The following is a 13,301-nucleotide window of genomic DNA, read 5'->3' on the forward strand; positions in this document are numbered from 1 at the left end:
GTAGTAGAGACGTAGGAATTGGAGCGAAAACCATTGACAATAGATTGGCAAAGCATATTATTTCAATTTTTAGGCGGATTAGGGGTCTTTTTATTTTCCATAAAATACATGGGCGAAGGTTTACAAAAATCGGCAGATGATAGACTTCGAGAATGGCTAAATCGATTTACGACAAATCCGCTAATGGGTGTGTTAGTTGGGATAATCGTAACGGTTTGTATCCAGTCAAGCTCAGCGACAACCGTGATTGCTGTTGGCCTAGTAAGTGCAGGCTTCTTAACACTTCGTCAAGCTATTGGCGTTATTATGGGAGCTAATATAGGTACAACAATAACCGCATTTATTATCGGTATTAATATTGGTATTTATTTTTATCCATTACTTGCGATTGGTGCAGCATGTTTGTTTTTCTTTAAAAAAGCAATCTATCATCATATTGGGCAAATTTTATTTGGCTTTGGTGGTTTGTTTTTAGGGCTGGAGTTAATGAGTGCAAGTATGCAGTCGCTGCATCAATTAGCGGATTTCGAATCATTAACTATTCATCTAAGTAACCAGCCGGTAATTGGAATATTTCTAGGTACTATTTTTACGTTACTCGTACAAAGCTCGACAGCGACAGTCGGGGTACTTCAAGGCTTATATGCCGAGAATTTAATTGGCTTAGATAGTGCGCTACCGATTTTATTTGGCGAAAATATAGGGACGACGATTACAGCTGTTTTAGCTTCGTTGGGTGCTTCAATCTATGCAAAGCGTGCTGCGGCAGCACATGTGTTGTTTAATGTTATTGGGACAGTTATTTTTATGTTGCTTTTTACCCCGTTTATAAACTATGTAAATTGGATTAGTGGTCTATTTCACTTGGAGCCGCGTATGCAAATTGCTGTAGCACATGGCTCATTTAATGTTTTTAATATGATGATTCAGCTACCATTTATTGCAGGGTTAACGTTGCTAGTAACAAAACTATTACCTGGCAATGATGGCAATATTGATGTTACGACGAAGCATTTAGATCCAGCATTTATCGATTCTTCTCCTGCCATTGCACTAGGGCAGGCAAAAGAGGAAGTTTTACGGATGGGCGAGCATGCTCTTAGGGGATTAGAAGAAACGTTTTTATATATGAAAACTGGGGAATCCGCACATATTCCGACAGTATTACAATTGGAAGTTGGACTCAATCACTTAGATAAAGAAATAACAAATTATTTAGTTATGGTCTCAAAGCAGCCACTTTCTCATGCTGATTCGGTTCGTCACCATACTCTTTTAACAAATGTACGCGATATTGAGCGTATCGGCGACCATTTTGAAAATATATTAGAGCTTTTACAATATAAAGATCACCATGAAGTTAGTTTAAGTAAATCAGCGCGACAAGATTTAATTGGTATGTTTAGTCTCGCGATTGAGGCAGTGCGTAAAAGCATAGAAGCGCTTGATACAGCGAGTCTTAGTTTGGCACAAGAAGTAACAGAGCTCGAGAGTTTAATTGATGATATGGAGGATAAACTAAGACAAAAGCATATCGCACGCTTAAATACTAATGAATGTAGTGGCGCTGCGGGTATCGTTTATACCGATATTGTGAGCAACTTGGAGAGAATAGGGGATCATGCTGTTAATATTGCAGATTCTATATTAGGCATTCGTCATTAGGTATGAAACTTTTGGCAATATGTTTCGTATAAAAGTCAATGCACGACAAAAGGAGAGATTGTTATGGAAGTCGTTGGCTGGATCGTAGTAATTGCCTGCTTTATCATTTCATTTGTAGGTTTAGTGTATCCGATAATCCCTGGCGTTTTATTTTTACTCGGTGGTTTTTTACTGTATGGATTCTTTTTCTCATTCGCCGATTTAAGCTGGTGGTTCTGGGCTATTGAAATATTATTTGTTGTCTTGCTATTTGGTGCTGACACCGTTGCAAATGCTTTTGGCATTAAAAAATTTGGCGGTTCAAATGCAGGGATGTGGGGAAGTACAATTGGCTTATTGATTGGTCCATTTGTTATTCCAGTTGCAGGAATATTAGTAGGTCCATTTTTAGGAGCGGTTATTGCGGAGCTTCTAGTGGAGCGAAGAACAGTTGGGGAAGCTGTGAAAAGTGGTGTTGGTTCCCTCATCGGCTTTTTAACATCAACTGTAGCGAAAGCAGTTATTCAAATTGTGATGATTGTTATTTTCTTCATTGCTATATAATTTGTTCGTGCACTTTTGTGGGTGTAATTATAAAGTTTAACAAAATAAAGAAGTGGGTATGATAGAGATTGGATTGTTTTTTCGGTCAAAAGGCTGAAATCTTTGATTTGAGGTATTTTTCATTGAATGGTTTGACCAATTTTGATAATCTAAGGATGTACTAATTATTTCTTTATTTTAGGGAGGAACTTAAAAATGGCTTACGAATTACCACAATTAACTTATGCTTATGACGCATTAGAACCAAATATTGATGCAAAAACAATGGAGATTCACCATTCTAAACATCACAATACTTATGTAACAAATTTAAACGCAGCAGTAGAAGGTACTGAATTTGCTGAAAAAGACATTAATGACTTAATCGCAAACATCGACACACTTCCAGCTGACAAACAAACTGCAGTTCGTAACAACGGTGGCGGACATGCTAACCACACACTATTCTGGGAATTAATCACTCCAGGCGGTTCAAAAACTCCAGTTGGTGAAGTAGCAAAAGCAATCGATGCTAAATTTGGTTCTTTCGATGCTTTCAAAGAAGAGTTTGCTAAAGCTGCAACAACTCGATTCGGTTCAGGTTGGGCTTGGTTAATCGTTGATGGTGATTCAGTAGCAGTTACTTCTACACCAAACCAAGACTCTCCAATCATGGAAGGTAAAACACCAATCTTAGGATTAGATGTTTGGGAGCACGCTTACTACTTAAACTACCAAAACCGTCGTCCAGATTATATCGGTGCTTTCTGGAACGTAGTAAACTGGGATGTAGTAGAAGCTAAATTCCAAGCTGCAAAATAATCATTTGCGAGAAAACAATTATATTTCTGCGAAGCTGACGTCAGTAAAGTGGAACTATAAAAATTAATTTTCGAGTAGAGGGCTATGCAATGGGTGAAAATCACCTTGCATAGCCCTTTTTAAATGAATTTATCGCATCAAGTGATAACTTTCCAATGTAGTTTACTAATTTAAAGAAATCGATATGTTTTGAAGGAAACTTTTCTTGCAAAGTACCGTCAAATAAATGAAGCTATTAGTAAGGAATTATAAAGTGAGTTCATTTCATAAGTAGTTTTTCTTGGGGAAATAACGAATTTCAATGGAGCGAAGGGCGAAGATGCCAGGGGATAAGCAAGCCTAGGCTGAGCGTGGCGATGGAAAACGCTTAGTGCTTGCCAAGGAAAGCGTTTGCCTGTTGCATAATGATGCAAACAATCCTGTTCTATATTTTTTCAATATTTTCTTTTAATGGAAAACAACATTTATGAAATTGATTCTTGTGTATGCTTTTCTGACTTAACTTCGAATGGTATACTAGGTATCGTGTATTTAAACAGTTATTAGATGAGGAGGGTAATACATATGCGCAAAGCACCGGGGAAAAATCGCGCAGCGAGTGTTAAAGCAAAGCATCATTCTAATTTAACATTTCGTATGAATGTCCTTTTCTTTGCAATATTTATCGTATTTTCGATGTTAATTTTTAGGCTTGGTTATATGCAAATTGTAAAAGGGGAAGATTATGTTCGTATTTTAGAGCGGACAGAGGAAGTACCTGTTAATACAAGTGTACCAAGGGGTAGAATGTATGATCGTTATGGGCGAATTTTAGTTGATAACCAACCGGAAAATGCCATTACATATACGAAAATGCAGACGACAAAAACTGAGGATATGCTAGCAATAGCTGAAAAGCTTGCGCAGCTGATTGAACAGCCGATAGACCGTATCACACTACGTGATAAATATGATTTTTGGATTTTAAAAAATCATGATGCGGCATACGCAAAAATTTCTGATGCAGAGCAAACTAAAATTAAAACCCAAGAAAATATTACGACAAGTCAAGCAAATGCAGAGATTGATAAGGTTGTGCGTGAGCGCATTACCGACGAAGAATTAGCACAATTAACTGATGATGATTTAGAAGTACTAGCAATTTACCGAGAGATGGTATCAGGCTATAATTTATCGCCACAAATCATTAAAAGTGAAAATGTTACAGCTGATGAATTTGCACGTGTTTCTGAGCGTTTAACGGAGTTGCCAGGAGTCAATACAACGACAGACTGGAAGCGTGTCAAACTATCTTCACTTTCTGTGTTAGGCCGCACAACTGTTCCAACGAAGGGGATTCCGAAAGATAAGCTGAATTATTATTTGGCACGGGATTATTCTCGTAATGACCGCGTAGGAGAAAGTTATATTGAAGCGCAATATGAAGAGCTTTTACAAGGGCAAAAAACAGTTGTCAAAAATATTACGAATAAAAAAGGGCAAGTTGTCGATACCATTACAACATATGAAGGCGAGCCTGGAAAAGATTTAGTATTAACATTTGATAGTGAGTTACAGGCAGCTAATGAAAAAATTGTAGAGGAAGAACTGCTTAATTTAAAAGCGATGTCTGGCTCTAGTTTATTGGATCGCGCTTTCTTAATCATGATGGATCCGAACACTGGTGACATTTTATCAATGGTCGGTAAAAAAATAGAAAAAGATTCAGAAACTGGGAAAAATGTAGTTGTGGATTATGCATACGGATCGTTCACAACAGCTTATGAAGCAGGATCTGTCGTAAAAGCAGCCACTTTGCTTACAGGTTATAAACTAGGGGCAATTTCGCCGAGCACAGTATTGGGAGATGAACCTATCCATTTACTTGGTACACCAGTAAAAAAATCGATCTTTAACCATGGTGGGTATATTTCAATGGACGGCTTAAGTGCACTTGAACAATCTTCTAACGTTTATATGTTTAAAACAGCAATGCTGATCAATGGCACACCATATAGTTATATGATGCCATTACGATTAAATGATCAAACATTCCCAAATATGCGTAATTCCTATGCACAATTTGGCTTAGGTGTTAATACAGGTATTGATTTACCAAATGAATTTAGTGGAGTGGAAGGTCCTTCAGGTCCTACGATGGGTGGTAAAACACTCGACTTAGCTATTGGACAGTATGATACGTATACACCGCTACAACTAGCACAATACATCTCAACGATAGCGAATGGTGGCTACCGTATTCAGCCCCATGTTGTGAAAGAAGTGCGTGATCCATCAAAAGATGGTCAGCAGCTTGGACAATTAGTGACAGAAGTAGGACCGAGAATTTTAAATCATATCGATAATACTGATGATGAAATTAATTATGTTAAACAAGGATTGCACCGTGTTTATACAGGCTCTCGTGGTACTGCACGATCAGCATTTGCGAATGCGCCGTATACAGCTGCCGGAAAAACGGGAACAGCCGAAGTTGTATATTATGGTCCGTTAAAAGAGCGTTATGGTACAAATACGATTAATTTGACGCATGTTGGCTATGCGCCATATGAAAATCCTGAAATTGCCTATGCTGTTGTGATTCCTTGGGCAACTACTAACCTAGATCAACATTTATCAAACAATAACGTTATTGCAAGACGTGCTTTAGATAAATACTATGAGCTAAAAGAAAAGTACGACACGACAAAAGTGACAGATAATAAAGTAGAGCAACCAATTTTACCTGCTATTACAAATGATAAAATTGGCGAGGATGAACAAGAATAAAAAAACCGCTAGCGCATTTTAAATGCCTAGCGGTTTTTTATTTATAGTCAAAGCGTCTATTTTCGCGTCTAATTTTCTAGAGGCGATTTACTAGACAGAAAGTTGTTGAATTGCTAATTCAAACTGTTGCTTCGGTTTTTTTCCATAGAGCTCTATATTATTAAAGAAATAAGATGACACCATAAAATCAATAGCCTCCTGTAAAGAAAACTCCCGATGATCCATGATAAGTGTTAAATATGTTTTAAAGTAATCGGCATTTTGCACTTTTGCATGATTAATCACAAAGTCAAACCCCTCTTATAGTATTTCCTGACACAAATGCTTATTATAGCATTTTTCCTAAAGGAAGCAAGTAAGAATGTGATTGTAAATGATTCTTTACAATCATTTACAAAGCATTACATTCCTTTACGTGTCTTTTACGAACGATTTATACGAATTCAACAATAAGTCATTATAGTAAAGATTGTAAGGCAAACAACAAATAAAAAAGTTAGTGACGGAGGCAAATGAGATGAAAAAGTGGAAGTACTTAACGATGACAGCGGTAATGGGTTCAGCATTAATGCTAGGTGCATGTAGTGGAGACAACTCAGCGCAAAATGGTAACAATGCAGAAACGAATGCACCAGCGAACTCAGGACAAGAAGCTGCTGACGAGAAACTGCAAGGTTCAGTTGCTGGAGATGGTTCATCAACAGTAGCACCAATCATTGAAGCAGTTGTTGAAGAGTATGCAGGTGCACAACCGGATGTCAAAGTATCGGTAGGTGTTTCTGGTACTGGTGGCGGCTTTGAAAAATTCATCGCAGGTGAGACAGACTTTTCAAATGCATCTCGTTTTATAAAAACTGAAGAGAAAGAAAAACTAGAGCAAGCAGGAATTGCTTACACTGAGTTAGCTTTAGCATATGATGGTTTATCTGTAGTGGTGAACCCTGAAAATGATTGGGCAAAGGACTTAACGATAGATCAATTAAAGAAAATTTGGACTGAAGATGGCACAGAGAAAAAATGGTCAGATATCGATCCATCATGGCCAGCAGAGAAAATCGTCTTCTATTCACCAGGTACTGATTCAGGTACGTATGATTACTTTGATGAAGTAGTTTTAGATGGTGCTGATCTAGTAAGTGCAGCAACATTATCAGAGGATGATAATATGCTAGTCCAAGGTGTTGCTGGTGACAAAAACGCAATTGGCTTCTTCGGCTTCGCTTACTACTTAGAAAATAAAGATAAATTAAACATTGTGAAAGTAAATGGCATTGAACCAACACATGACACAATTGAAGCTGGGGAATATACGCCACTTTCACGTCCGTTATTCACATATGTGAAAAACAGTGCAATTAAAGATAATGCAGCAGCATATGATTTCATCAAATTCACACTTGAAAATGCAGGGGATATGGCAGAGGCAGTAGGTTATGTTAGTCTACCTGAAGAAAAATATGCTGAAGGCTTAAAAACTTTAGAAGGTTTAAAATAAGCAGACATGCATAGAGGGAAAGAGATGTATGCTCTTTCCCTTGCTTAATGGAAAGGAGTACCCAATGGTTTCTCATAAAGAAAATAAGACATCATCTGTGCAACAATTAATTGCAAATTCGCGCAATCATAAAACTAAGAAAATAGTGGAAAAAGCCATGCCAGCTTTATTATTTTCTGCAGCGCTTATCTCGATTTTGACGACATTTGGCATTGTTTTCACCCTTATTTTTGAAACGTTTGAGTTCTTTAAACGTGTTTCGATTACGGATTTTCTATTTGGTACACAGTGGCTACCGTTTTCTGGGAAGGAGCCTTTGTTTGGGATATTACCACTTATTGCAGGGACACTTAAAGTAACATTTATTGCAGTTGCCGTAGCTGTACCATTTGGAATTGCTTCAGCAATCTATTTGAGTGAATATGCAAGCGAGAAAATACGACGTACCGTTAAACCGATATTAGAAGTGTTAGCAGGTGTTCCAACAATTGTCTATGGTTTCTTTGCATTGACGTTTGTAACACCTTTGCTACAAGGAATCATTCCACAACTGAAGCTGTTTAATGCACTTAGTCCAGGGATTGTAGTGGGCATTATGATTTTGCCAATGATTACATCACTATCAGAGGACGCGATGTCATCTGTACCAAACAGTATGCGTGAAGGGGCTTTAGCCTTAGGTGCAACGAAGTTTGAAGTTGCTATAAAAGTCGTGTTACCAGCAGCTTTGTCAGGGATTATTGCATCGGTAGTACTCGCTATTTCCCGGGCAATTGGGGAAACGATGATTGTATCACTTGCTGGTGGATCAACACCGAAATTTGATCTTGATGTGACAGATTCCATCCAAACAATGACAGCTTATATTGTACAAGTGTCAACTGGTGATGCTGGTTATGGAACGACGATTTATTACTCGATTTACTCAGTTGGATTCACTTTATTTATCTTTACTTTAGTAATGAATCTAATTGCTCATTATATTTCGAAACGCTTCAGGGAGGTTTACTAGCATGCGCTATATCGATGATACAGTCGTCAAGAAACGAATGACAAAGCGTATTACATTCAATAAAGTGTGGAAGTTCTTATTTTTCTTGGCAACTACATTTGCACTTGTGATGCTAGCTATTTTGCTCTACCGGATTGTGACACAAGGAATTGGCTATTTAAACTTTGATTTCTTAACAAATTTTGCTTCTCGTTTTGCGAATAAGGCGGGAATTAAAGCGGCATTAGTTGGCTCGCTGTGGTTGATGGCGGTTGTAGCTCCCGTATCAATCATTCTAGGTGTAGGAACAGCCATTTATCTAGAAGAATATGCAAAGAAAAATAGACTAAATGATTTTATTCGTATGAATATTTCAAACTTAGCAGGTGTACCTTCAATTGTTTTTGGATTACTTGGCTTAACAATTTTTGTTCGTATGATGGGACTTGGTAAAAGTATTCTAGCTGCAGGTTTAACAATGAGTTTGTTAATTTTACCTGTAATTATCGTGGCAGCGCAGGAAGCAATTCGTGCTGTACCGAATGAACAACGTGAAGCATCTTACGGTATGGGTGCAACAAAATGGCAAACGATTTTACGAGTCGTTTTACCAGCAGCTATACCGGGAATTTTAACAGGTAGTATTTTGGCGTTGTCCCGTGCGATTGGTGAAACAGCTCCGTTAGTAGTACTTGGGATTCCAGTTATTTTACAGTTTTTACCTAATGATCTTTTAAGTCAGTTTACGGCATTGCCAATGCAAATTTACGATTGGGCAAAACGTCCGCAAGAGGCATTTCAATATGTAGCGGCAGCGGGTATTTTAGTGCTGATGATTGTGCTGTTACTGATGAATTCGATTGCCATCTTTATTCGAAATAAATTCCAAAAACGTTATTAATGAGGTGACCTTATGGTACTAGATTTTAAAGAGGAAAAATCAGTTGTTAAATCGATTAATATAAATGTAAAGGCTAGCGCTGAAGTGGCGAAAAAAGTAGTGTATGATACGCGCAACTTAAATTTATGGTACGGAGATCATCATGGTTTAAAAGACATTAATTTAAGTATTTATGAAAATGAAGTAACAGCTATTATCGGCCCTTCAGGTTGCGGGAAATCAACTTATTTAAAAACGTTGAACAGAATGGTAGAACTAGTACCAACTGTCCGCACTTCGGGAGAGATTTTGTATCGTGAGCGCAATATTTTAGATAAAAGTTATACAGTAGAGGAATTACGTACTCGTGTGGGGATGGTTTTCCAAAAGCCTAATCCGTTCCCAAAATCTATTTATGATAATATTGCTTATGGCCCTCGTATCCATGGCATAAAAAACAAAAAAATTCTGGACGAAATTGTTGAAAAGTCTCTGCGAGGTGCAGCGATTTGGGACGAAGTAAAAGATCGTTTAAATCAAAATGCATACGGTCTATCAGGTGGACAGCAACAACGTATTTGTATCGCACGCTGTTTAGCGATAGAGCCAGATGTTATTTTAATGGATGAGCCAACGTCTGCACTTGACCCAATTTCTACATTAAAGGTAGAAGAGCTTGTACAAGAGCTTAAAAAGGATTATTCAATTATTATCGTTACACATAACATGCAACAAGCAGCACGTATTTCGGACCGTACAGCATTTTTCCTTAGCGGCGAAGTCGTTGAATATGACAAAACAGATGTGATTTTCCAAACACCTGCTGATCAACGTACAGAAGATTATATTTCAGGACGCTTCGGCTAAGCAGAGGAGGAACGATAGATGGCAGTACGTGAACGCTTTGAGCAAGAGCTTAAAGAAATTCAAGAACAGTTTGTGGAAATTGCAACAAGTAGTATTAATGCGTTAAAAATTTCATTTGAAGCATTACAAGAGCAAAATTTGGAGAAGGCGTTAAAAATTCTTGAAGATGATTTAATTATTAACCGCCTTGAAGAAGAAATTAATGATCGAGTTATTTTAATGATCGCCAAGCAGCAGCCCGTTGCAACAGATTTACGTCGACTTATGGTGCTTGTAAAAGCGGCATCCGATATGGAAAGAGTGGGCGATTATGCGGTCAATATTGCTAAAGAGACAATCCGTATAGGCAAAGAGCCATTGGTCTTTCCGACAACAAATTTACAAACAATGTGCAATAAAACTGTAGAAATGCTTGAGAGCATTATTACTGCATTTAAGGACGAAGATACAGTTCGTGCCAAAGAAATTGCTGATCTGGACGATTATGTAGATGATTTATATGGAGCGACCGTTACATTATTGCTTCGTGCTGGTGCAGAAAATCCAGCGCATATTTCGCAAATAACACATTTAACGTTTGTTTGTCGTTATCTTGAACGCTCAGCTGATCATGCAACTAATATTGCTGAACATTTATTTTACTTAATCAAAGGTAAACATTATGAATTGAATAATTAAAAGAGGGCTGCATTGTGAGGCCCTTTTAGACTATAGCTAACTCGAAAAACTTCGAATTGGCTATAGTCTTTTTCATTTTAAAATAGATATTTACGTCTATCTATTACATTTACGTGTGGTGCATTAAATTGTGTGAGTGCCTGACACTTTATAAAATATTCGGTTACTCATGAAGCTAACAAGCGAAATGTAACATCTTCAATTTTTACAGTTCCCCCCATGAATCAAAGTTGGCCAGTCATCAAAATTGTATGAGTGCCTGGCACTTTGGGCTGCTTTCTGCATTAAATAACTACATAAACAAAATTGCAGCAACATTGCACTCTGCCTGTGCGTCAAATACTGTAGGGTGTTATTGTATTGTCAAAAAAAAAATTTGGTTATACTATAGACATTATCCCGAAAAAATAGGTGCTTAGGAGGTGCTGCTGCATGAAAGACAGTGTAGAATCACTTATGAAGAAATTTGGTCTAGAAATTTCAATAGAACAACGCAAATACTTAGGTTTTCTATATGAAAATTTACATCTAGAAGAGTTAAGTGATAAGGAACAACATTTTTTTATTGACTATTTTTACAAGAGTGAGACACTACGAAATATGGCAGCATTTGCACTTGAGCTAGCGGATGTCATGCATGAGATTCGTGAAAACGTTCCAACTATTGAACAGGCAGAGCAGTTAGCGAATGGGAAAGAGCAGCGCTTGTATTATGAGCAAAAGTGGCAAGAAGCTAGACGCCAAAAACTAAAGCAACAAACGACAAAAAGTGGTAATATTCTATATGTTCCATTTGTTGACTACAAGGAAGAGCAAGGCCCAATGGTTATATGTCTTGAACAAACATCTGGAATGGCCAAATATTCAGAGCTGTGTAAAAGCATGATTTTGTCTTTATTTATGGATGCGCATCAGGAGCAAAGAGATTTATATATCGTGCCATATGATTGTCAAATTCATGTCCATTATCGCTTTGAAAATGGACATTTAAATCTATCTGATTTTAAAGATTTTATTGAATATAAGGCAAAAGGGGAAGCGGCAATTTTACCTGTTCTACAGTTTGTAAAAGGATTGCTACAGGAAAATCAGCAATGTGCAGAAACAGATGTTATTATTTTTACTGAAGGTAATCCTGTTGATGGGCAATATTTATTAGGGAAGCGTGCAAAGACAATGATAGAGGAAATGAAGCAGCGTTATCATGCCGAATTTTCAGTAATTGCGATGAATGAACAACGTTTTAATGAGCATCATTTTTGGTTTGCAAATAAGGCTATTTTTGCAGACGATGCGATTCAATAAAATGTACAGCTGACCAGAGAGCTTTTGGTCGGCTTATTTTTACTGATCGGTCATACCGTTTTTGACAGTATTAAAACATTTACAAAAATGTACATAGGTAAGTAAAAGGAGAATTACATGGATTCAATGAAATGGTTATTACCGAACTTGACTGCGCCAACATGGATGGACATTACAGTTGCAGTCGCGTTTTGTGTATTTGGTTGGCTATTCCAGCATTTTGTGCTGAAGAAAATAATTACGAGCAGTGTAACGTTTTTAAAAAAGAGACAACGTAATTTTCAAGCGACTGTGCTTGCACAATTTAATAACGCAATCCGTTATGCGTTTATGTCTGCAGTAGTTGTACTTAGTTTATCGAATTTACTTAAAATATTTTTATTTACACATTTTGCAACGAAAAATTTCGTATTATCTATCATGGTGTTTTTTGCATTTAAAGGTATATATGATGTTCTTCATTATTATACAAAGCAGCCATTACAGTTAAATAACGATGAAGAGCGAAATGTTCTTCTCCCGTTCTTCCTTCGTATCGGTAAAGTGCTTGTGATGATATTAGCCATGTTTACAATAGCTTCATTTTGGGACTTTAATATAAATGGCTTTTTAACAGGGATTGGTCTAACAGGAGTAGCGATTGCCTTTGGTATACGTGATACGTTGGCGCATGTTTTTGGTGGAATGTCGGTTGCACTTGACAATCCTTTTCAAATTGGCGACTGGATTGCAACAGAGGATCAAAAAATAGAAGGCACAATTGAAGATATCAACCTTCGTAGTACGCTCATTCAAACAGGCGACAAAGGGCTTGTATATGTGCCAAACTCTTATTTAGTTAATCGTCCGATATATAATTTATCAAAACGAGAAAAACGAAAATGTGAACTGTTTTTATATGTAGCCGCAGAAAACGAAGAGGAACAATTGCGCAGTGCTTTAAGTACGATTCATCAGCAAATTTATTTACATGCTAATACTGAAAAAGAAATGATTCATGTTTATATTGATGAGTTTCACCAAACATCATATCGTGTTCTTGTTCGCTTCTTTGTTGCAACAAATGATACGGCAGTAATGCTAAGTGTCCGACAGGATGTTTTATTTGCTATCCGTCAGGTAGTAAGTGAGTATGACATTGTCCTTGCCGAGGAAACGGACGACGATTGTTGAGAATATGGTAAAATATAATTTGAATTGTTTGATACTTTACATTACAATGTAAACTAGTAATCAGCTTAGATGAAGAGTAGTAACTATTATGATTTGTTCTAGAGAGCTAGCGGTTGGTGGAAGCTAGTACAAAT

12 protein-coding genes and 1 other annotated feature (1 of these 13 cut by a window edge) are annotated in these 13,301 nt (G+C 37.2%); of the genes, 11 read left to right on the forward strand and 1 reads right to left on the reverse strand.

Going from position 1 to position 13,301, the window contains the following annotated elements:
* Nucleotides 1–33: 33 nt before the first annotated feature.
* The 4 genes from NSQ74_RS12620 to NSQ74_RS12635 all read left to right on the forward strand — a co-directional run bounded on the left by NSQ74_RS12620 (nt 34) and on the right by NSQ74_RS12635 (nt 5,778).
* A complete protein-coding gene (locus NSQ74_RS12620) occupies nt 34–1,665 on the forward strand; it encodes a Na/Pi cotransporter family protein (protein WP_340823730.1) in 1,632 nt (543 codons plus the stop codon).
* Between the two features lie 63 nt (nt 1,666–1,728).
* The gene (locus NSQ74_RS12625; RefSeq protein WP_340823732.1) at nt 1,729–2,208 is read left to right on the forward strand and encodes a DUF456 domain-containing protein; all 480 of its coding nucleotides are present in this window, start codon (nt 1,729–1,731) and stop codon (nt 2,206–2,208) included.
* A 195-nt stretch (nt 2,209–2,403) separates the two neighbouring features.
* Nucleotides 2,404–3,009, forward strand: coding sequence for a superoxide dismutase (locus NSQ74_RS12630; RefSeq protein ID WP_340823733.1), 606 nt, complete (start codon nt 2,404–2,406; stop codon nt 3,007–3,009).
* Nucleotides 3,010–3,573: 564 nt separating this feature from the next.
* Nucleotides 3,574–5,778 (forward strand): peptidoglycan D,D-transpeptidase FtsI family protein, encoded by a 2,205-nt coding sequence (locus NSQ74_RS12635; protein WP_340823734.1) that lies wholly within the window; start codon nt 3,574–3,576, stop codon nt 5,776–5,778.
* Between the two features lie 90 nt (nt 5,779–5,868).
* On the opposite strand, the gene NSQ74_RS12640 is transcribed toward NSQ74_RS12635, so the two are convergent.
* The gene (locus NSQ74_RS12640) at nt 5,869–6,063 is read right to left on the reverse strand and encodes a hypothetical protein (protein ID WP_340823735.1); all 195 of its coding nucleotides are present in this window, start codon (nt 6,061–6,063) and stop codon (nt 5,869–5,871) included.
* A 232-nt stretch (nt 6,064–6,295) separates the two neighbouring features.
* Between NSQ74_RS12640 and NSQ74_RS12645 the strand changes: the two genes are divergently transcribed.
* The 7 genes from NSQ74_RS12645 to NSQ74_RS12675 all read left to right on the forward strand — a co-directional run bounded on the left by NSQ74_RS12645 (nt 6,296) and on the right by NSQ74_RS12675 (nt 13,167).
* Nucleotides 6,296–7,273 carry a PstS family phosphate ABC transporter substrate-binding protein gene (locus NSQ74_RS12645; RefSeq protein ID WP_340823737.1) on the forward strand — a complete coding sequence of 326 codons (978 nt, stop codon included), beginning with the start codon at nt 6,296–6,298 and terminating at the stop codon, nt 7,271–7,273.
* Between the two features lie 64 nt (nt 7,274–7,337).
* A complete protein-coding gene (pstC, locus tag NSQ74_RS12650; RefSeq protein WP_340823738.1) occupies nt 7,338–8,285 on the forward strand; it encodes a phosphate ABC transporter permease subunit PstC in 948 nt (315 codons plus the stop codon).
* A 1-nt stretch (nt 8,286) separates the two neighbouring features.
* Nucleotides 8,287–9,165: a phosphate ABC transporter permease PstA gene (pstA, locus tag NSQ74_RS12655; protein WP_340823739.1), complete on the forward strand. Its 879-nt coding sequence runs from the start codon at nt 8,287–8,289 to the stop codon at nt 9,163–9,165.
* Between the two features lie 54 nt (nt 9,166–9,219).
* The gene (gene pstB, locus NSQ74_RS12660; protein WP_401018165.1) at nt 9,220–10,011 is read left to right on the forward strand and encodes a phosphate ABC transporter ATP-binding protein PstB; all 792 of its coding nucleotides are present in this window, start codon (nt 9,220–9,222) and stop codon (nt 10,009–10,011) included.
* Nucleotides 10,012–10,029: 18 nt separating this feature from the next.
* On the forward strand, nt 10,030–10,689 hold the full coding sequence (gene phoU / locus NSQ74_RS12665) for a phosphate signaling complex protein PhoU (RefSeq protein WP_340823741.1): 660 nt from the start codon (nt 10,030–10,032) through the stop codon (nt 10,687–10,689).
* Between the two features lie 432 nt (nt 10,690–11,121).
* On the forward strand, nt 11,122–11,994 hold the full coding sequence (locus NSQ74_RS12670) for a hypothetical protein (RefSeq protein WP_340823742.1): 873 nt from the start codon (nt 11,122–11,124) through the stop codon (nt 11,992–11,994).
* Between the two features lie 117 nt (nt 11,995–12,111).
* On the forward strand, nt 12,112–13,167 hold the full coding sequence (locus NSQ74_RS12675) for a mechanosensitive ion channel family protein (RefSeq protein ID WP_340823744.1): 1,056 nt from the start codon (nt 12,112–12,114) through the stop codon (nt 13,165–13,167).
* 57 nt (nt 13,168–13,224) lie between these two features.
* Nucleotides 13,225–13,301 (forward strand) — a binding site (T-box leader) (it continues 135 nt past the right edge of the window).

Origin of the sequence: Lysinibacillus sp. FSL W8-0992 (assembly GCF_038008685.1) — a bacterium.
Taxonomy (GTDB): Bacteria; Bacillota; Bacilli; order Bacillales_A; family Planococcaceae; genus Lysinibacillus.